This window comes from uncultured Sutterella sp., assembly GCF_937923675.1.
Taxonomy (GTDB): Bacteria; Pseudomonadota; Gammaproteobacteria; order Burkholderiales; family Burkholderiaceae_F; genus Sutterella.
On the sequence record NZ_CALDXB010000075.1, the window covers coordinates 1 to 19,896 of the forward strand.

15 protein-coding genes are annotated in these 19,896 nt (G+C 59.0%); 10 read left to right on the top strand and 5 right to left on the bottom strand.

Features of this window, described 5'->3' with window-relative positions:
* Positions 1–266 precede the first annotated feature (266 nt).
* The 8 genes from Q0106_RS08185 to Q0106_RS08220 all read left to right on the top strand — a co-directional run bounded on the left by Q0106_RS08185 (position 267) and on the right by Q0106_RS08220 (position 10,438).
* Positions 267–1,229 (top strand): 2-hydroxyacid dehydrogenase, encoded by a 963-nt coding sequence (locus tag Q0106_RS08185; RefSeq protein WP_297611389.1) that lies wholly within the window; start codon positions 267–269, stop codon positions 1,227–1,229.
* Between the two features lie 107 nt (positions 1,230–1,336).
* Positions 1,337–1,591 carry a type II toxin-antitoxin system Phd/YefM family antitoxin gene (locus Q0106_RS08190; protein ID WP_297611392.1) on the top strand — a complete coding sequence of 85 codons (255 nt, stop codon included), beginning with the start codon at positions 1,337–1,339 and terminating at the stop codon, positions 1,589–1,591.
* A complete protein-coding gene (locus Q0106_RS08195) occupies positions 1,588–1,998 on the top strand; it encodes a type II toxin-antitoxin system death-on-curing family toxin (RefSeq protein ID WP_297611395.1) in 411 nt (136 codons plus the stop codon). Before Q0106_RS08190 ends, Q0106_RS08195 begins: the two co-directional genes overlap by 4 nt.
* Before the next feature lie 155 nt (positions 1,999–2,153).
* Entirely contained in the window at positions 2,154–2,975 is an 822-nt protein-coding gene (locus tag Q0106_RS08200; protein WP_297611398.1) for an NADPH-dependent 7-cyano-7-deazaguanine reductase, read from the top strand.
* A 296-nt stretch (positions 2,976–3,271) separates the two neighbouring features.
* Positions 3,272–4,780 (top strand): flavocytochrome c, encoded by a 1,509-nt coding sequence (locus Q0106_RS08205; protein WP_297611401.1) that lies wholly within the window; start codon positions 3,272–3,274, stop codon positions 4,778–4,780.
* Positions 4,781–5,069: 289 nt separating this feature from the next.
* A complete protein-coding gene (locus Q0106_RS08210; protein ID WP_297611404.1) occupies positions 5,070–6,557 on the top strand; it encodes an FAD-dependent oxidoreductase in 1,488 nt (495 codons plus the stop codon).
* A 375-nt stretch (positions 6,558–6,932) separates the two neighbouring features.
* Positions 6,933–9,293 carry a molybdopterin-dependent oxidoreductase gene (locus tag Q0106_RS08215; protein ID WP_297611408.1) on the top strand — a complete coding sequence of 787 codons (2,361 nt, stop codon included), beginning with the start codon at positions 6,933–6,935 and terminating at the stop codon, positions 9,291–9,293.
* Between the two features lie 332 nt (positions 9,294–9,625).
* Positions 9,626–10,438, top strand: coding sequence for a MetQ/NlpA family ABC transporter substrate-binding protein (locus Q0106_RS08220; RefSeq protein ID WP_297611411.1), 813 nt, complete (start codon positions 9,626–9,628; stop codon positions 10,436–10,438).
* Positions 10,439–10,505: 67 nt separating this feature from the next.
* On the opposite strand, the gene Q0106_RS08225 is transcribed toward Q0106_RS08220, so the two are convergent.
* From Q0106_RS08225 to Q0106_RS08240, 4 genes are all read right to left on the bottom strand, one after another.
* Positions 10,506–11,702: an ATP-binding protein gene (locus Q0106_RS08225; protein WP_366139500.1), complete on the bottom strand. Its 1,197-nt coding sequence runs from the start codon at positions 11,700–11,702 to the stop codon at positions 10,506–10,508.
* 223 nt (positions 11,703–11,925) lie between these two features.
* Positions 11,926–12,681 (bottom strand): GntR family transcriptional regulator, encoded by a 756-nt coding sequence (locus Q0106_RS08230; protein ID WP_297611413.1) that lies wholly within the window; start codon positions 12,679–12,681, stop codon positions 11,926–11,928.
* A 21-nt stretch (positions 12,682–12,702) separates the two neighbouring features.
* On the bottom strand, positions 12,703–13,932 hold the full coding sequence (locus tag Q0106_RS08235; protein WP_297611415.1) for an MFS transporter: 1,230 nt from the start codon (positions 13,930–13,932) through the stop codon (positions 12,703–12,705).
* A gap of 118 nt (positions 13,933–14,050) precedes the next feature.
* Positions 14,051–15,337: an amidohydrolase gene (locus tag Q0106_RS08240; RefSeq protein WP_297611417.1), complete on the bottom strand. Its 1,287-nt coding sequence runs from the start codon at positions 15,335–15,337 to the stop codon at positions 14,051–14,053.
* Positions 15,338–15,703: 366 nt separating this feature from the next.
* On the opposite strand from Q0106_RS08240, the gene Q0106_RS08245 reads away from it, so the two are divergent.
* A complete protein-coding gene (locus Q0106_RS08245; protein WP_297611420.1) occupies positions 15,704–16,915 on the top strand; it encodes a porin in 1,212 nt (403 codons plus the stop codon).
* A gap of 106 nt (positions 16,916–17,021) precedes the next feature.
* Positions 17,022–18,284, top strand: a complete 1,263-nt coding sequence (gene dcuC, locus Q0106_RS08250; RefSeq protein ID WP_297611423.1) for a C4-dicarboxylate transporter DcuC — start codon at positions 17,022–17,024, stop codon at positions 18,282–18,284.
* Positions 18,285–18,370: 86 nt separating this feature from the next.
* Here the strand turns inward: dcuC and Q0106_RS08255 are convergent, their stop codons facing one another.
* A complete protein-coding gene (locus Q0106_RS08255; protein ID WP_297611426.1) occupies positions 18,371–19,699 on the bottom strand; it encodes an outer membrane protein transport protein in 1,329 nt (442 codons plus the stop codon).
* Positions 19,700–19,896: the final 197 nt, after the last annotated feature.

Genomic DNA, 19,896 nt, shown 5'->3' on the forward strand with positions numbered 1-19,896 from the left:
GATAAAACTATACAGGGCTGAGCTTCAATAAATATTTGTAATCGTCAGCCCTGGGGATGCGATCACGTAAACACTGAGCCCGCGGCATGATGAAAAGCATTTTGAACGCCCCTGGCCGGAAGCCCGGGGAGGTTCGGTTTCCCCTTCGGGCGCAGGAGGACCCGCAGCGGGCGTCCGGTGACATCCGCGCCCCTTCGGCTTCCGGGATAAACTTTTTTCCATTCTTCTTTTGTCACATATCTCAACAACCTTTGCAGAGAAGCGTCATGCAGAACGGTCGTCCGACAATCGTCAATCTGATTCCCTCCTCCAACCCGGCTCACCCGCTCCTGAAGCGCCTTCCTGAAATCGGCGAGGTCTTTCACCGCGACCGCATGAGCGAAGAAGAGTTTGCAGAGGTCGCGCCTCATGCCGACGTGCTTGTCTCTGCGTCCAACCTCAGGGTAACGGACGAGGAGCTTTCGCACTACCCGGCGCTTCGCATGGTGGGCGACTTCGGGGTCGGGTACGACGGCTTCGATGTTCCGGCTATCGCCCGGCGGGGCCTGCGCGCCTGCCATACGCCGGACGTGCTCTCTGAAGACGTGGCCGACCTCGCGATCGGGCTTCTCCTTGCGCTTGCCCGGTCGCTTCCCGCCGCCGACGCCTTCGTGCGCGCCGGAAGGTGGCCCAATGAAAACTTCCCCCTCGGACGCCGCATCGCCGGCTGCCGGATCGGCATTGCCGGCCTCGGGCGCATCGGCAAGGTCGTTGCCGAACGCGCGAAGGCCTTCCGGATGGAAGTTGGCTACACGGCGCGAGCTCCGAAGGACGTGCCCTGGCAGTACTTTGAGTCCGTCAAGGACCTCGCCGCCTGGTGCGATGCGCTGATCGTCGTCATCCCGGCAACGCCTGAAACGCACCATCTCATCAATCGCGAGGTGCTCGAGGCCCTAGGGGCCAAGGGATTCCTCGTCAACATCGCCCGCGGCGCGCTCGTTGATACGGAAGCCCTCATTGAGGCCCTCCGCGACAAAACAATCGCCGGCGCTGCGCTTGACGTCTTCGAGCACGAGCCTCATGTTGAGGACGGCCTTCTCAAGCTCGGGAACGTTGTGCTTGCACCCCACATCGGTTCAGCAACCGTCGAAACGCGCGATGCCATGGCTGAACTCGTGATGGAAAACATCCGCCTCGCGCTGAACGGGCAGCCGCTAGTGACGCCGATTCCGGGAACGCGCAGGGATTGACGTCTGTTCACCCGGACCTCGCCGCCTGAAGCCCGGCGGTTCACGGCGCGCATCAGATTCCTGAGAGAACCCGGACGCAGGCCTTGTACAATTAAAAGTACAGCTTGATGTACTTTTCCCTGCAAGGTGTGCTGATGGAATCTCTCTCCATATCCGATGCGCGCAAAAACCTCTCTTCCATTATTCAGGCGCTCAATTCAGACAACCCGGAGCCCGTACGCATCAATGTGCGAGGTAAAACCGTCGCCGTACTCCTCTCCAGCGAGGAGTACGAGCGCATGCGCAGGCAGATCCTCGATCAGGAGATAGACGCAATTTTCAATGAATTTCATGACGCCAATGCCGCGTTGACTTCGAAATGACTGTATTTATCCGCCATCTCGCCGCAGATGAGATCCTCCGCGTTCACGACCGCGCCGTCGAGGTTTTCGGAGGCCTGCCGGGAGTCGTCTCGCAAGGCAAAATCGAAGCGCTCATTGCACGCGTCATTAATTTTTCTGCTTACGAAGGCATCGACGACATCTACGCACTGGCGGCAATGTATTCAATCGCCATAGCCCGGGGGCACGTTTTTCTGGACGGCAACAAGCGCGCTTCCATGAACTGCGCCGTCTTGTTCCTCCTGAGGAACGGAGTGAAGCTCCGGAGTGTTCCAGGTCTCGATGATGTGATCGTCCGGACTGCCGCGGGCGAAATGAGGCTCCCGGAACTCGCGGATTATTTCAGGAAGATGCCTCAGACAGTCCTGAACCGCCAGAGAGACGGCTAATATCTTCAGCCGCATATTCCTCAAGGCTTCGCTCATCCAAACATTTCTGACGGAGCAGGCGGCAAACTCGAAGGACTCATGCGTTTAAACGCGCAGATCCTGAACCAGCCGCTCCCACTGACTTTCCAATCAAAGGTGACCATTTGACCGTTCTCATGCCTGAACCCAAGGGGACCAGGCTCGGCCAGGCGACGACCTATGCCGAACACTATTCCCCGGAACTTCTTCAGCCCATTCCCCGCGCGCTCGGACGCGACGCCATCGGCGACCATGATTTTCAGGGAGCCGACATCTGGCGCCTTTATGAATTCTCCTGGCTAGACCACCGGGGTCTTCCCCATGCGGCGGAAGTGGAGCTCACCGTCCCCGCATCGACTCCTTCGATCATCGAGTCGAAGTCGCTGAAGCTCTACGCGATGAGCTTCGCGATGACGAAGCTTGCGGACGCCGCGGAAGCCGAGGCGATTCTCACGCGAGATCTTTCCGAGGCTGCCGGAGGCGCCGTTCAGGCAAAAGTGAACCCGCTGCGCTCCTGGGAAACGAAGGTCGCCCCGATGCCGGGCGACAATCTGGAAGAAATGCTTCCCGAAACGAAGGTTGACGCCTACGAAGTCTCGCCGGATCTTCTCGAAAGGGATGCGGCCGCAGGCGAGCGCGAGGTCTTCTGGTCGACCAATATCTTCCGCTCGCTCTGTCCCGTTACCGGGCAGCCCGACTTCGCCTCCGTTTCCGTTCATCTCGCTGGAGAAGCCGTCGATCCGGCATCGCTTCTCAGGTACCTCGCGAGCTACCGTCAGCACCGGGGCTTCCACGAACAGTGCGTCGAGCAGATCTTTCACGACCTGCGGTCGCGCTTTGATCTCAGAGTCCTCGAAGTGCATGCCGCCTTCACGAGGAGAGGCGGCATCGACATCAATCCTTTCCGCTCGAACGTACGGGAAATTCCGCTCAACTCCCCGCGAGAACTGAGGCAGTAACCCGTTCGCGCTTCCCGGGTTTGAGGACGCCCGGGAAACGCATTTTCCTGTATTGCAGAATTCAATTCTGTCAATCAGAGAAAGTCTGCAGGCTTCTCAAGCTCATTGTTTATCGTGGTTTTTCACGAATTTTTCCGCTACCCTTACGCGTCCCTTTCCTTTCCTTGCGAAATATCAAACTGCCTCTCGAAATAACGCGGCAAAGTAGAGGCAACACCTGATCGGGCAATGCTTTTTTCGCATTGCAAATTCAAAACCAACTCCGGTCAGGCAGCTCTTAGAAAGGAGAGAAACATATGACCACTTCCATTTCGCGCCGCAGCCTCATCGCCGGTTCCATCGCGGGCACCGCCGCCATTGCCGCTCCCGCGTTTGCGAAAGCCGCTCCCAAGTGGGATGAGACTGTCGACGTCATCGTGGTCGGCACGGGCTTCGCGGGCCTTGCCGCCGCGATCGAAGCGAAGAAGGCCGGCGCCAACGTCATCGTTCTCGAGAAGATGACGTTTGCCGGCGGCAACTCCGCCATCAACGGCGGCATCATGACCGCCACGGGCTGCCCGCAGCAGAAGATGCACGGCATCAAGGACTCCCAGGAGCTTCTTGAGAAGGACATCCTCGTTGCCGGCGCCTACATGAACAACCGCGAAAAAGTTCATCAGATGGTCACTCAGGTTCTGTCGAACTATGAGTGGTGCGTCAATGAACTAGGCGTCGAGTTCCTCCCCGATGCCATCGGCCAGGAAGGCGGCCACAGCGTTCCGCGCTATGTGACCACCACCAACGGCTCGGGTTCCGGCATCGTCATGAAGGAACTTGAATACGTGAAGAAGCTCGGCATCCCCGTTCGTCTTCGCACCTATGTCGAACACATCGTGCGCGATGAGTCCGGCCGCGTGACGGGTCTTGAAGTCCGTGAAAACTACAAGTTCCCGGACAAGACCTCCGGCACCGTGAAGCGCATCGCCGCGAAGAAGGGCGTCATCCTCTGCTACGGCGGCTTCGCTGCCGACGTGAAGTTCCGCATGTATCAGGATCCGAAGCTCGACGCTTCGCTCGATACGACCAACCAGCCTTCGGCCACGTCCGAACTCTGGCGCGAAACCTCCGCCATCGGCTGCCTGCAGGTTCAGAACGACTGGATTCAGTGCGGCCCGTGGGGCAACCCGAAGGAAAAGGGCATGGGCATCGGCTGGCAGTTCAACCAGACCGCTGCCGCTGAATACGGCATCTGGGTGAACTCGAAGGGCGACCGCTTCGTGAACGAACTCGCCAACCGCAAGGTTCGCGCCGACGCCATCATGGTTGAGCAGCAGAACGGCCTCAAGGCCTTCGCCATCTGCAACGAACCCAACGTGCAGCCGCTCAAGAAGCAGCGCCCGGGCTTCCTCGAAAAGATGCTCGACGCGAAGATTCTCGACAAGTACGACACCGTTGAAGCCATGGCCAAGGGCGCGGGCATTCCGCTCGACGAGCTCAAGAAGACCATCGCCGCCTTCAATGAAGCCGTCAAGACGAAGAAGGATCCGGCTTTCGGCCGCTACATCAACAACGACCAGGTCCCGATGGTTGACGGCCCCTGGTACATCGGCGAATGCCAGCCGAAGGTTCACCACTGCATGGGCGGTCTCTACACCGACCTCAACTGCCAGGTGATCGACGTGCGCAACGACAAGCCCATCCCGGGCCTCTATGCCGCCGGCGAATCCACGAGCGGCGTGCATGGCGCCGTCCGTCTCGGCTCCGTCGCGATTCTTGACTGCCTCGTCTTCGGCCGCATCGCCGGCCAGAAGGCCGCCAAGGCGTAAGACTTCTGCCTGATGGAAACCGCCGGGGCCCGTAAGTCCCGGCGACCAAAAAAAGCGCTTTCCGGACACTCTCCGGGGAGCGCTTTTTTTCGTCTGAACCCTTATACGGCAAGCTTTTCTGAATTTGTAAATTCAGGTGCCTCAGATCAACAATTGTGTCTGCCGGCCTCTCTTCGGGTTTTCATGGGGATAGGATTGAATGCATCCAGTTCGGGTGAACCCCTACTGCGAAAGCACAATTTCGCTATGAGGGTCTTACCCTAAACAAAGTAGAAAAGAGAGAAAAGAAATGACGCTTGCAAATCGTCGTGAATTCTTCCGCACGGCTGCGGCCGGTGCGGTAGGCGCTGCCGGCATGCTGGGCGGCGTTGCGGCTGCTGAAGCCCGTTCGCCCAAGTCCGCCAAGTACGATCTCATCATCGTCGGCGCCGGCTGCGGCGGCCTCGTCTGCGCAGTCCGCGCTGCCGAGCTTGGCTTGAAGCCCCTCCTTCTTGAAAAAATGCCCATGCCTGCCGGCAACACGATTTATGCCGCGGGCTTCCTGCTCGGCCTCAACACTTCGTTCCAGAAGGCCAAGGGAACGGCAAACGACACGAATGAAGCCTTCTACAACGACATGATGAAGGTTTCGCAGCAGAAGGCCGTCCCTGCCCTTACGCATAAGGTGGTCGACAACTGCACGAGGCTCCTTGAGTGGCTCCACTCCTACTGCGGCGTCAACTTCAATACGGGCGCGAAGCTCGTGTGGCCGATGCTCACCCGTGCGCACCTCGTTACCGGCGAAGTCAAGCCGGGCGGCGGCCAGCTCGCCATGACGCTTCTCAACAAGGCGAAGTCCCTCGGCGTTGAAGTCCGCACGAACACCAAGGTGGTCGAGCTCCTCTCCGATCCGAAGAAGGGCAACGTCAACGGCGTGCGCGTGAAGACGAAGGACGGCCTCTCTGAGGTCTATTCGAAGTTCGGCGTCGTTCTCGCCACCGGCGGCTACTCCGCCAACCAGCAGCTCGTCACGCAGTACATCGGTTCTGCGGGCGCCAAGATGCCGATTCGCGGTTCGCGCATCATCGCGGGCGAAAACGTGGTCCTCACGGCTCCGTTCCTCCCGAAGGTCGTGAACGTCGACCAGTATCACTGCGGCCCGATTTACGGTCCCACCGGCGCCAACCCGCTCAACATCGTCAACAACGGCATCTGCGTCAACAAGGAAGGCAAGCGCTTCACCGATGAAGGCCAGACCTACGTTCAGATGTCCCGCGACGTTGCCGCCAAGACGCCCGACAACTGGGCCTTCATGGTCTGCGACCAGACGACGCACGACATCCCGATTCTGAAGAACGATTGGGAGTCTTACAGCCGCACGAAGGCTCCGGTTTATACCGGCAACACCATCGAGGAAGCCGCGAAGGCCGCGGGCCTCGACCCGAAGGTCCTTGCGAAGACCGTTGAGGACTACAACGACGCCGTGAAGTCGGGCGAAACCTCGAAGCTCAGCCCGGTCAACACGCTCCCGAAGGCTCCGCTCATCGAAAAGGCGCCCTTCTACATCGTGCCCTTCCAGGGCGGCATGACGGCCACCTTCGGCGGCCCGCTCATCAACACCGAAGCTCAGGTGCTCGACACGGAAAATCATCCGATCGACGGCCTCTTCTGCATCGGCAATGCTGCCGGCGGCCTCTTCTACGACAACTATGTCGGCGGCGCGCAGCTCACCTCTGCTGGCGTCTTCGGCATGACTGTTGCTGAACACGTCAAGGCGCAGAAGGAAGGGAAGCTCTGATTGAAGTCTTCTGAAGACTTTTAAACCGAGTCCCTGAAGCCGGTGGATTCTGATGAGTCCGCCGGCTTTTTCTGTGCCCGCCTGCCAGGGCACAATCGACAGTCTCCTCAATCGCGGCGAGTCCTTTGATGCCGCCCGCCGGGAAGCGACCACGGATGACCGTACGGAGAAAATCTACGAGCAGCCGTTCCGAGTCTTACTTTGCGGAACATCAACTCGTGGAGTGATTCCGGGATCGAGCATTCTTTGGAAGTGAAAAATCATAAAGACGATCGTGCATCGTTCAATTTTCCGCCCATAATCGCCTTTCAACAGAGCCGGAACCCGTTCATCAAAGCTCCCGGCGTCTCGTTCAATCTACAGAAACTCTGGATCATGTCTGAGAGAGAAACTCTAACTGCCTCTCACTGGGGACTTTTCTACGCCCTGACCAAGGAAGGCCGCCTCACAGGCGCAAGGCCTTTCGAGAAGGACCATGCGCCTTCGCCCAATCTTGAGGACATCGCGAACCTCCCCTACGCAGAAGCCAGAATCCTTGAGCCCATGGTGCGCCGGGGGTTCCTCGAAAAGGGAGCAGAGAGCCTCGTGGACCGCGGAAATGATTCCTACGTTCCGGTGAGCTGGGATAAGGCACTCGACCTTGCAGCCGACGCGATTCGAAGCACCTACCGGGATTTCGGGCCGAGCGCCGTCTGGGGCCGATCCTACGGCTGGAAGTCTCCGGGGAGCGTCAACAATTCGATTGCGCTCCTTCAGAGGCTTCTCAACCTCATGGGCGGCTACATCGAGACCGGGAACAGCTATTCCACGGCCGCAATCGGCACCATTCTCCCCTACGCGCTCGGCATGAAGGATCCGAGATCCACGGGCTGGGACACGATTCTCGAACATACGGAACGGATCATCCTCTGGGGATGCGATCCGCTCGTCACGAACGACATCGACTGGACGACGACGCTCCATGAGGCTACGGAGATCTTCAGAAGCCTCAAAGACCGCCCGCGCATCCGCACGATTGCCGTCAACCCCGTCTGCCCCAGGACCGCTCAGGAAATCGGGAGCCAGTGGATTGCCGTCAGGCCCGGCACCGACTGCGCCCTGATGCTCGGGCTCCTCTACGTGCTGATTGAAGAGAAGCTTGCCGATGAAGCCTTCCTCAGCCGCTGTACGACCGGCTGGCCCGAGCTCAGGTCCTATGTTCTCGGAGACGAGGACGGCATTCCCAAAACGCCCGCCTGGGCGGCTTCCGAATCCGGCGTCCCGACTGAGGACATTGAAGCGCTTGCCCGCAACATGGCTTCTCACCGCACGATGATCATGTTCGGATGGGGCCCGCAGCGCGCCCGCTACGGTGAACTTCCGCCATGGATGGCGGTGGCGCTCGCGGCAGCCCTCGGTCAGATCGGGCTCCCGGGCGGCGGCATCGGCACCAACTACCACTACTGCAACGGCGGATATCCGCCGGGAACGGGCCCGCAGCTCGGGCAGATCCCGTCGAGAGTGCCTCCCGCAGTTCCCGTCCTTCACCCCTGGAAGGGGAGCCGCGCCGTACCGGTCGCCCGCATGGCGGACGTTCTCGCGCACCCCGGCAAGGTCATCGCCTGGAACGGCAGCCGGATCGAATACCCGGACGTGCACCTCGTCTTCTGGGCAGGCGGCAATCCTTTTGCGCACCATCCGGATACGAGAAGGCTCGAGGAGGCCTGGCGCCGCCCCGACGCCGTGATCGTTGCCGAAAGCTTCTGGAACGCCACCGCTCGGCATGCGGACATCATTCTCCCGGCATCGACCTTTCTCGAGAGAACGGACATCACGCCGATCGGCACCTACATCAATGACGGCATCGTTCTCATGAAGCAGGCGATCGACCCGATCGGGAACTCGAGAAGCGACTACGCCATCTTCTCCGGCCTCGCGCGCCGCCTCGGAGTCGAGCGTTCCTTCACCGAAGGAATGACGGAAGCGGAATGGATCAGAAAGCTCTACGAGGACGCGAGAAGCCGCAGCCTCGAATCCGGCCTCAAAACGCTTCTCCCCGAATGGGAAGCTTTTGAAAAAGCCGGCGTCATTCTCTACCCGCACGAAAAGAAGAATGAAGGATTTGTCGCCTTCGCGGATTTCCGCCGCGACCCCGAGGCCCATCCGCTCAAAACTGAGACCGGAAAGATCGTTCTTTATTCCGAGCGGATTGCGAGCCTCGGCTACGCCGACTGCCCGCCGCACCCGGCCTATCTGAAGCCCTATGAGGCCTACGGGAACGCAGAGCATGCGGCAGACGCTGCGGCGCTCCGCAATCCTGAAGGCGGGTACCTGCAGCTCGTATCGCCCAAAAGCGATGCGCGGCTTCACAGCCAGCTCAACGCCGTTACCTTCAGAAAGTCCCAGATTGCCGGCCGGGAAATCTGCCTCATCAACCCGGCAGATGCATCTCTGCGCGACATTGCAACGGGAGACGTGATCCGGGTTTCGAGCCTGCGCGGCGCAATTCTTGCCGGAGCCTTCGTAACGGATTCCGTGCGTCCCGGAGCCGTCGTCGTGCATCACGGCGGCTGGTTTGATCCGCAGAAGGTAGAGGGCGAAGCGCTCGACGTTCACGGATCATCCAACGTCCTCACGCCCGATGACCCGGCAAGCTCCCTCTCCTGCGGCAACATCGCGTCCACTGCGCTCGTTCAGGTCGCCAAATGGACGGGGAAAGCACCGGAGGTCAAGGTCTTCGAGCCTCCTGAAAGCTGATTCCTGCTCAACTGCACGCCTCCCCGGGTAATACCGCAGGAGGCGTTCTTTTATCCGCCGCCCGGCAGTCAGCCTTCAGGCAATATGTCCCACATGCCGATGGCCCGCGGGGCCTCGCGGCAAGGCTTCGGAGCAGGAATCCTCTTTCCCGCTCCGAAGCGTTCTTCGAGTGTCTGCTCAACCGGACTGCTTCTCGCTTCTCCACCGACTCCTGCTTGAGAAATGTTGTGTTGGGGAAGTCTGAGAGCCTCCGGTCCCAGACACCAGGTCATCCCGACCTCATGCACGCCGCCAGCTCGCGTCCTCAACGTACCGCCTCACGGAGCCGATCCATGTCCCTTTTTAATTTTTCCCTGAAATCCTTTGCCGGCGCAGCCGCTGCCGGCGTTCTGGCCTTCACGGCCTTTTCGTCCGCGGCCGCCGCAGCCGACGTGATCCGCATCGGCGCAACGCCGGTGCCGCATGCAGACATCCTCAACTTCATCAAGCCGAAGCTTGAAAAGGAAGGCGTTGACCTGCAGGTGACTGAATTTACGGACTTCGTTCAGCTGAACCTCGCCCTCAGCAACAAAGACCTCGACGCCAACTACTTCCAGTCGACGCCATACCTTGAGACCTACGAGAAGCAGTACGGCGTCAAGTTCGCAACCTTGGTCGGCGTCCATCTCGAGCCGATGGCCGTCTACTCCAAAAAATATAAGAGCTTGAGCGAAATTTCGGAAGGATCACGCATTGCGCTTCCGAGCTATCCGACAACCGAAGGACGCGCGCTCAAGGTGCTCGAGTCCACGGGCCTCATCAAGCTTCGCGAGGGCGCGTCGCTCCTCTCGACCGTGAGAGACATCGCGGAGAACCCGAAGAACCTAACCTTCTACGAACTCGAGGCAGCCCAGGTGCCGCTTGCGCTCAACGATGTCGCTGCCGCCGTCATCAACGCGAACTTCGCGCTCCAGGCGGGCCTGAGCCCGATCAAGGACTCGATCGCGATCGAGCCTTCGTCGTCGCCCTTCGTCAACATCGTCGTGGTCCGCCCGGGCGATGAGACGAAGCCCGCCTTCCAGAAGCTCAAGGCCGCAATCACGTCGCCCGAGGTCAAAAAATTCATTGAGGAGAAGTACAAGGGCGGCGTCATTCCGACCTTTTGAGGTCCCTGAAGCCTGCATCAGATGATTCAAAAGCCCGCCGGTTTTTCGCCGGCGGGCTTTCTGATCTTCAGCGCCATAATTCCGAAATGTCCGCCTTCAGAAAAGTCTCCAGAGGCAAACCTGTCGGTCCGACGATAAAAGCGCGATCTGCACCGAACTTCTGACGAAAGACCTCCAGTCCCCTGGAGGATTTTTCAGAATTGCTTTTCACCTCGATGGCGATCAGCTTGCCCCGGGTTCTGATGACGAAATCCACCTCATCGGATCCATCCCGCCAGTACGCAAGTTCAAAACGCAGTCGGAACGATTGACTCATCAAATAAGCGCCGACAGCAGACTCCACATACCGCCCCCAGGCAGCCGGATCAGCACGTACCGAAGCGAAAGCGTCGTCCTTCATCGCGGTTTTCAGCGCGTTGTTGTGCACTTGAAATTTCGGGATGCTCGCGCGCTTGCGCGCCTCGTCTGCAGCATATTTCTGCAACGCCCCCAGCAAGCCCGCCTCATTGAGCTTGTTGAGGTAATGCGTCAACGTGGTCGTATTTCCCGCATCCTGAAGCTGACCGAGCATTTTGGTCAGAGACAAAATTTCTCCTGAATACTGCGCCCCCAGTTCAAAGGTTCTGCGAAGCAGCGCCGGCTTTGCGACCGGCGTATCAATGAGAATATCTCTGTTGACCGAGGCGTCGATGATGGCGCTCTGAATGTATGACCGCCACCGATCCTCATTCCTGATGTCGCCTGCCGCTCCGGGATAGCCGCCGAAATAAGCATATTCGTCCAACGTCATTCCAAAGGCTTCCCGCATCTCATCGTAAGCCCAGTGCGTCATGCGAATTTCTTCAAATCTCCCCATCAGGGACTCGCTCAGCCCCCTGGAAATCCATATTCTGGATGATCCTAAAAGCACGACCTTGATGTTTGTCTTTTCCCGGGTATCACGATCCCATTCGGCTTTAACGGCCTCGCTCCAGTTCGGGATTTTTTGAATCTCATCGAAAACCAGCATGTTCTGGGACAAGCCGTTAAGGCGCATCTCAAGCCTGGCCTGCTCCCAGCAGGATGAAACCCATCCGGCCGCAGCCGCCACGTTGTCGGCGGAATAGTAGGCGGCCGGCACATTGAGAGCGTCAAGCGCCTGATTCACGACCGTCGTTTTCCCCACTTGACGGGGACCCATAACGACCTGAATAAAGCGCCTCGGCTCATTCAGACGGTCAATCAACAACTTGACTTCCGATCGTTGAAACATGTTTTGACCCATATACTCAATATGATGAGTAATTTTACTCAACTGACTGAGTAAATTTACTCAATGCATTGAGTAATTTTTGAAAGTACGCCTGGACGATAAGCCGAAGCCAGTACTGCTGAGGCTCAGGATCAGAACATTCATTGAGGAGAAGAACAAGGACGCGACATTCCGACGCGGAAGGATCCTGTCGGAAAGTTCTTTATGCGGGATCACTGCTCCGCCCGGAGCAGGCCTAATTAAAAACGAAATGGCACCGGTCGGTAATGGTCGTGAGATACCGCAGCTCAACGGGCCGACCGGTAACCGCATAGGAAATGCGCCGGAGCAGAATGGCCGGATAGGGCATCGCCACGCCGGCAGCGGCAGCCTGCTCCGGATTGATGAGCGTCGCCTTGGCGGAATCCTCCACTTTGGAGACCGTCACGCCGCATTCCGACTGGTAGAGGCTGTAGAGACTCCTCACGTCCGCCGAGAGCACTTCCTCCGTGAGCGTCGGGAAGACCTCTTCCGGGAGGAAGATCTCATCGAAGGCTTCCGTAACGCCTTCCTCGCCCGAAAGAATCGCCTGAAGCTCCCGGCGCACATGAATGACGGGAGAAGCCGGAGGAATGTCCAGAAGTCCGGCAGTTTTGACGCTGGCAGGCACCCGCTCGAACTTAATGAGCCGCGCCCGGGATCTCCAGACGCCCTCCCGATCTGGGCGCACGCGGACGAACTGGCGCTGCGTATAGTCGCGGTTCGTGCCGTATTCGTTCACGAAGGTGCCTTTTCCCTGCCTTCTGACAAGGAGTCCCGCTTCGACGAGTTCATGAAGCGCGCGCCGAACCGTTCCCTGGCTCACATTGAAAAGCCGGGCGAGCTCGATTTCATTGGGCAGCATCGAGCCGGCTTTCCAGACATCCTGACGAATGCGCATGAGTATTTCGTCCTTAACGGCTTCATAGAGCGCTTTGCGCTGGAGAGCGGGAAAGAACGGACTCGGCGTCATTTTGATTTTCCTTCGAAAGAGTCAGGAGGTCTTCTTCATACTACCGCAGAGCGGCCTGACGGCTAAGGCAAGCACAAGGCCGAAGGCAGAAACGCAGAGCGCAGCCGTGAAGGGAAGAGAACTCGATTCTGCCTGCAGCCTGAGGAGCATCGGACCGATGATGCCGGCAGAAGAGAATCCGGCCGCCATAATGCCGTAATTGACGCTTGCGTGCCGCGCGCCGAACTCCTCAATCGTGAAGCCGGGATAAATGCCGACGAAGCTCCCGTAGCACCACGCCGCAAGGCAGATGCCGGCAAAAAAGAGGACGACCGATCCCGTCTGCGCGAGAAGCAGCCCGAGACCCGCCCCAGCCGCGACGAGCGAAAGCATCAGCGTCGGGATTCTTCCAAAGCGGTCCGATGCAATGCCGCTCGCAAAGCGCCCGCAGGTATTCGCGACGGCAATGGCAGAAACAGCCGCCGCGGCTGCCGCCGTCGAGAGTCCGCCCTCAGACTGAGCGAGCGATGCAGCTCCGGAAATGATCATCATCGCCGGAATGCTGCCGCAGATGAAAAGCGCGAGCATGAGCCAGAAGCGGAGCGTGCCCAGCATCCCCTTCCAGTCCAGATCCGCGCCCCCTGCGCTCTTTGCTGCCTTTTCCCGCGAATCGCCGAGCGGCTTCGCTTCTCCTTCCTCAGGCTTTTTCGAGAGGAGTCCGCAGCAGATGATCACGCCGCCGCAGAGAGCGCCGAGGGTCGACATGGCGCCGCTGATGCCGAATTCCGCAATAAGCCCCGCCGCAATCGGCGGAATCATCATAGACGAAAGACCATACGCCATCGTGACGAGACCGCCCGCAAGTCCCCTTCGATCCGGGAAAAGCTTCATTGAGGCGCCGATCGTGCTCACGTAGGAAAGGCCGACCCCCAGACCAAAGCAGACGCCGTAGGAGAGCGCGAGCATGCCGGGCGAAGTAGCAAGAGAAGAAAGAATGAGGCCCGTTCCGATCATGAGGCCGCCCGCACACAGGGAAAGACGCGGCCCGAGACGGTCATTCACCCAGCCGCCCGCAATCATGGCAATGGGATTCACCGCGCTCGCCACGCCGAAAATCCATCCCAGATCAGCGGCGCTCACTGCTTCTCCGCTCTCGCTCAGCTTGACGGCAAGGGCCGCTGAAAGAATGCTCCAGGAGTAGAGCGACCCGGCAAAAAGATTGGAAAGTCCGAAGAGCGCGAGCTGCGCCCATCTGCTTTTAAGAATATTCATGTCTCAAATGATCCGTATGCCTGAAGAGTGATGTGCAAAAAAAGGGGGACGGCCTATGGGAAGCCGCCCCCGCGAAAGGCTCATGCCTGAAGGTAAGGCTCTGAAAAAATGAAGAAACTCAATCCTTTCTGCCGTTCAGATCCATGATCGCAAGGGTCTGCACCGTAAAGCCCACGGGCATGCTCTTCACATCGTCGGGATCAAAGTCGGAACGGTGGTTGCCCGTATGGTCGGCGCCGTAGTAGAAGTGCGCCGCACGGCCGCCGTGCTGCTGAACGCGCGCCATCAGGATGGTTGCATCTTCGCTCCCGCCCTTTTCGCTGTAGTGGAAGACATGGTCGCTTCCCACCACCTCGCAGGCATGCTTCTCAAGGATCGCCGCGAGTTCCGGCGTCGGATTCATTGTCCAGGCCTCGCCCACCTTGACGATTTTTTCCTTCACGTCGAAGGCTTCCGCGCAGGCCTTCACGGCGCGCTCCACCTGGCCGAAGACGTACTGGCAGAGCTCGTTCGTTGCGCCGCGCACTTCCATCTGCATGACGGCATGAACGGGGACGACGTTGCGCATCTCGCCCGCAAGAATCTTGCCGCAGCTCACCGTGGTGAGACCCGCGCCGTGCCGCGGCAGGCTTCCCACCATCACCGCCGTATGGCATGCCGCCATCAGCGCATTGCGGCCGTCCTGGGGGTTGGCCACCGAATGCGCGGGCCGGCCTTCAAAATGAACATCGAACTTGATCGTTGCGTTGTAGCCCGGATCCGTAATCGACACTTCGCCGAGACGAGGCGTGCAGGCGATGTGCGACGCAATCAGGTTGTCGACGTCGTCGACGACGCCCGCTTCAGCCATGGCGAGCGCCCCGCGCGTTCCCTCCTCCGCAGGCTGGAAAATAAGCTTCAGCGTGCCCGTAAGCTGATCGGCATGGTCCTTGATCCAGTGTGCAATGGCGAGCCCCACGCCCGTGTGGCAGTCGTGTCCGCAGGCATGCATAAGACCCTGATGTTCAGAGGCAAAGCCGCACCGATTCGGAATGTGATCGGGATTCTTCGTTTCCGGCACGTAAAGCGCATCAATATCGAACCTCAGCGCCGTGACGGGGCCGGGGCGCCCCGTGCGCCAGATGCCGACGGCGCCGGTGTAGCCCTCCATGGCGTCGATATCGGCTTCCGCCACCCCTTCGGAGATTGCCCGCCTGCGGGCAGCCTCAACTTCTTCGGGATAGCGCCCCATCACGAAGTCGGGATTGATGATTTCCAGTCCTTCATGAACCTCGAATCCCAGTTCGCGCAGACGCCTGACGATGATCGACGTCGTGCGGAACTCGGTCCAGCCGGTCTCCGGCTTCTGATGAAATGACCGGCGGAATTCGACCATTTCCTCGGTATAGCGATTATCAATATTCATTTTTATCAACTCGTATTTCAGGGGTTATTCAGGGCGTCCCTGCAGATGCGTCAATTATGGGTCATCCATTTTTAATTCTTCTAAAGCATTCACCCCAATCAGAAGTCAGTCAACTGATTGAAATCCCAAAAAACAAATTCTCATTAATTTGTTTTATATGGATTTATTAAAATATAAATATAATCACTAAGAGGTAATCTTTTAACTTTTAAAAGTTAATTCTCTGAGGCTTACCCTCATATTTCCATTGTTATTGAAGCCATTAACAATATTCAGCAAAGAAAGCCGGCCGCATTCTTTTTTTCACCTTCAATACACAAAACCCATGCGCAGATTCAATAAAGCGCATGCCTCAGGGAGATACTCATGCACGCAACGACCCGGAACCTGCTTGCCGCCGCTCTTCTCACCGCCCTTACGACGGGATTCGCTTCTGCCGCCGATGTCGAGCTTTACGGCAAAGTCGAAACTTCAATGCGCTATATGCATATCAATGAAGGATCCGTCAACAAGTTTGAAATGCTTAACGAGGGCTCCCGCTGGGGCCTCAACATCAGGGAAGATCTCGGCGACGGCCTCTCCGTGAAGGGATATCTTGAGAGCGGCTTCAATTCCGATGACGGCGCGCTCACCAACACGGGCGGCGGCTCCTCTTCCGCCATGCTCTTCGACCGCCGCGCCGTTCTGGCGCTCAGAAGCGAAGCCATGGGCGAAATCGGCTTCGGCCGCATGGGATCGGTGCGCTCCACCATGTCTCCCTATTCGCTCGGCCTCGCCTGGCTTGACCCGTTTGAAACCGGGTACGGTTCGGACAGCTCCATTTCAACCGTCTTCGGCAACGACCCGAGAGGAAACAACACCATCACCTACGTCTCGCCCAGGATGAACGGCTTCCGTGCAGGCCTCACCTACTCGCTTCAGACCTCCGGTCAGGAAAATGCGTCCGAACGCCTCAACAACCGCCTGCTCTCGGGCGCAATGACCTATGAAAACGGTCCGGTCTTCATTTCTTTGGGCGCCACCCAGCAGTGGACGCCGCGCTCCTCGAGCACGCTCAGTAAGAGCGGCGTTGCGACGACGAAGAAGCTTGCCGGCGCTCCGGACGACGCCCAGGCCTACACCCTCGGCGCCACGCTTCAGGCGACGCCAGAATGGAAGCTTTTCGCCGCCCTTCAGTACCAGGATGGCTGGCGCTCCGTTGCCGGCTGGAGCGCCAACAGCACGGTCTATACCGACAGCGAAGGCTTCAGCGGGAAGATCACCCAGGAAGAAGGCGTCAGGGGCGTGAGCGCGCTCGCGGGCTTCCAGTGGAAGATCACGGGAGATCTCCGCATGCTCGGCTCCTACATGTATTTCGACGGCGAGCAGAACGTGCTCACAGGCGAAGACGAGGCGAAGAAGCTCGAAGGCTCCCGCCACATCGCCACCGCAGGCCTCGAATACAAGCTCAGCAAAAAGACCCGCATCTTCACGGTCCTCTCCTACTCGAAGGCTGAGGACGATCTCGAAGACATGGCCGACTCCACGGGCGGCCTCACCCGCACGATGTTCCGTGCCGGCATGCAGCACTGGTTCTGACCTGCGCTCCCTCTGAATTCCGCCTTCCGCTTCATTGCCCGCCCGGTCTGCGGGCAATGAAGGCGGTCCCCTGCACCCCCAACAGACGCTCCCTCGGAGTCTGGAAATGGAAACCTTTACCTTCTGGGCGGCAATCGTCGTCGTCATCCTTACGGTCATTGCGCTCGTAAAGCGCATTGAAACGAGGCTCGTGCTCCTCACCGCCGGCCTCTTCCTCTGCTGCATTTCGCTCAACCCGATGGCGGGCCTCAATCAGTTCGCTAAGAGCATGACCAATGCCGGCCTCATTCAGTCGATCTGCTCGGCAATGGGCTTTGCATATCTCGTGAGCTTCACGAAGGCCGACATGCATCTCGTGCAGCTCCTCACGCGCCCGATGAAGGCGCTCGGCATCTTTCTGATCCCGGCCTGCACGATCGTGACTGCGATCATCAATGCCGCCATTCCGTCAGCTGCCGGATGCGCCGCAGCCGTCGCGACGACGCTCCTTCCCGTCATGATCCGCGCCGGGATCAGCCCGGCCGGCGCAGGCGCCGCGATTCTCGCGGGCACCTTCGGCTCCTGCTTCAACCCCGGCGGCCCCCATCCGGTGATGATCTCCGGAATGGCCGGCATGGAACCCATGGCCTTCATCATCAGCCATTCGGTCATGTACGCCTCGATGATTCTCCTCGGCGCCGTGCTCGTTACCGTCGTGGAATTCCTTCTCAAGGATCACCGCAGCTCCGTGAAGCTCGAAGGCATTGACAGCATGGGAAGCCAGATCGAGCGAATCAATCCGCTCTGGGCTGCTGCGCCCCTTGTTCCGCTGGTCATCCTCCTTCTCGGCAACACCTGCGTTCCCTTCCTCAAGATGGGCGTTGCGCATGCCATGCTGATCGGCGCGATCTATACGCTCATCGTCACGCTCTGCAATCCGCAGAAGGCCGTTACGGAATTCTTCAACGGCGCAGGCAAGGGCTACGGAAATGTCCTCGGCATCATCATTGCAGCCGGCGTCTTTGCGGGCGGCCTCCGCGAAGCCGGTCTCGTCGACGCCCTCATCGAAGCGCTTAAAAACGTGGGCGAATACGCCAGAATCGGCGGCGGCAGCGGCGTCTTCCTGATGGCGATCCTCACGGGCTCCGGCGACGCCGCGACCTTCGCCTTTAATGAAGCGGTGACCCCGCATGCCGCTGAACTCGGCATGACGATCAGCGACCTCGGCAACACGGCGCTCATCTGCGCTCAGTTTGGCCGCACGATGAGCCCAGTGGCTGGCGTCGTGATTCTTCTGGCCGGCCTCTGCAAGGTGAATCCGCTCGAGCTAGTGAAGCGCACCGCCATCCCGATGCTTGTCTGCTTCGTCACCGTCCTCCTATTCTTCTGACGAAATCAAACAGAATAACTGCGAGAAAAAGCCCGCCGGTTTTTCGCCGACGGGCTCTTTCTTTGAGTATTTCAGCTCAAGCGAAATCAGAATTTGTACTGGAGCTGAGCGCCGATGAGATAGGCGTCAAGCTTTCTGAACTTGCCGATCTTCTCGCCGTTGTCGTAAAGGCTCCGTTCGCCGACGCCGTGGAGGTGCGCAAAGGCAAGATCCATCACAAGGTTGTCGTCGAACTTGAAGCTCGAGCCCACAGCAAACCACCAGCGGCGGGCATCCGGAATGATGGCCGTGCGGTATTCAGGCTTATCGATCGGCGAGGTTTCATAGGCGACGCCGCCGCGAAGCGTCCACCAGTCCGTGAGGCGAAGGTCCGCACCGACGGAACCCATGTAGGTGTCCTTCCATTTGTTGACCACCTGCCCGCCGACGCCGGTCACATTGGTCGTGATGTCGAGTTCGTCGAAGGACGACCAGTCCGTCCAGCGGAAGGTGCCGTAGAGGCTGAGGAGGTCATTCACGTCCCAGGCGACATTCGCCATGGCCCAGGCGGGAGCCGTAACCGTAGCGTAGCCGTCGAAGGACTGCGTATTGAGGGCCATGCCGAGTTGCATGAGTTTTTGCTGGCCCAAGCTGCCATCTTCGAGACCGCCAGCCATATCGATCAAATTGCCGCCAGTAATCGAGGTATTACCCAATTTTGCGTTCTTCAGCGTGAAGTCGCCTTCGGCATCATGCTTGATCTTCGAGCGGTAGGAAACGCCTACGCGGAAGTTTTCCGTCGGCGACCACATCATGCCGAGATTGAAGCCCCAGGCCCAGCTGTCGGCATCGATTTCGGATTCGGCTGAAATCGCCTGGGCTCCTTCACCGGCCAGGACATTGCGCTTTTTGAGATCCGCCTGCGCGTACTGCAGCGACACGCCAGCGCCGAAGCTCAGCTTCTCCGTCGCCTTCCAGGCAACGTTCGGGTTGAAGTCGAAGGTGAGAATCGTGGCCGAAATGCCGTGATCCGCATGCTCCCAGTTGTCGTTGTATTCCGTGCCCATGCCGAACGGAACCGTCATGGCGAGGCCCACCCAGGTGCTGTCGTTGATCTGGTGCGTGATGAACCCGTGCGGAATCGCCTGGCTTGCCTGACGGCCGTTTTCCTTCGTGCCGTTGTCGCCGGCGTATTCCAGATTGAGGCCGATGCCGACGAAGCCCGCCTGCATCTGCGTGCCGGGATGAAGAACCATCGTGGCGGGATTGAAGTAGACGCCCGAAAGATCGGTGCCGTCGACGCCGACGCCCGCGTAGGCGCGGCCGAGCGCGCCCGCGGACTGTTCGGTGAGCTGGAAGCCCGCGGCATGAACGGTCGAAGTGAAGGCCGCGGAAAGAGCAATGGCAGCTGCGGCGAGCTTGAATGAATTCTTCAAAATGGTCTCCGTAGTGGATGCGGCAGCCGCAGGCGGCTGCATTGAGTTCTGTTATGGGCGGGCATTCTGCCGGTCGGAACGCACCTGAAACGAAGACAAAATTAGGGGTAATTACTGATTTTCATGAAAATTCATAACCTATAGAAGCTAATCCTTTTGTCATCCATGCAATTGCTTCCATCCGGTTCTCATTTTGC

Coding starts and splice junctions, on each gene's coding strand:
- Q0106_RS08185 (WP_297611389.1), top strand. CDS start 267: ATGCAGAACGGTCGTCCGACAATCGTCAATCTGATTCCCTCCTCCAAC.
- Q0106_RS08190 (WP_297611392.1), top strand. CDS start 1,337: ATGTACTTTTCCCTGCAAGGTGTGCTGATGGAATCTCTCTCCATATCC.
- Q0106_RS08195 (WP_297611395.1), top strand. CDS start 1,588: ATGACTGTATTTATCCGCCATCTCGCCGCAGATGAGATCCTCCGCGTT.
- Q0106_RS08200 (WP_297611398.1), top strand. CDS start 2,154: ATGCCTGAACCCAAGGGGACCAGGCTCGGCCAGGCGACGACCTATGCC.
- Q0106_RS08205 (WP_297611401.1), top strand. CDS start 3,272: ATGACCACTTCCATTTCGCGCCGCAGCCTCATCGCCGGTTCCATCGCG.
- Q0106_RS08210 (WP_297611404.1), top strand. CDS start 5,070: ATGACGCTTGCAAATCGTCGTGAATTCTTCCGCACGGCTGCGGCCGGT.
- Q0106_RS08215 (WP_297611408.1), top strand. CDS start 6,933: ATGTCTGAGAGAGAAACTCTAACTGCCTCTCACTGGGGACTTTTCTAC.
- Q0106_RS08220 (WP_297611411.1), top strand. CDS start 9,626: ATGTCCCTTTTTAATTTTTCCCTGAAATCCTTTGCCGGCGCAGCCGCT.
- Q0106_RS08225 (WP_366139500.1), bottom strand. CDS start 11,702: ATGGGTCAAAACATGTTTCAACGATCGGAAGTCAAGTTGTTGATTGAC.
- Q0106_RS08230 (WP_297611413.1), bottom strand. CDS start 12,681: ATGACGCCGAGTCCGTTCTTTCCCGCTCTCCAGCGCAAAGCGCTCTAT.
- Q0106_RS08235 (WP_297611415.1), bottom strand. CDS start 13,932: ATGAATATTCTTAAAAGCAGATGGGCGCAGCTCGCGCTCTTCGGACTT.
- Q0106_RS08240 (WP_297611417.1), bottom strand. CDS start 15,337: ATGAATATTGATAATCGCTATACCGAGGAAATGGTCGAATTCCGCCGG.
- Q0106_RS08245 (WP_297611420.1), top strand. CDS start 15,704: ATGCACGCAACGACCCGGAACCTGCTTGCCGCCGCTCTTCTCACCGCC.
- dcuC (WP_297611423.1), top strand. CDS start 17,022: ATGGAAACCTTTACCTTCTGGGCGGCAATCGTCGTCGTCATCCTTACG.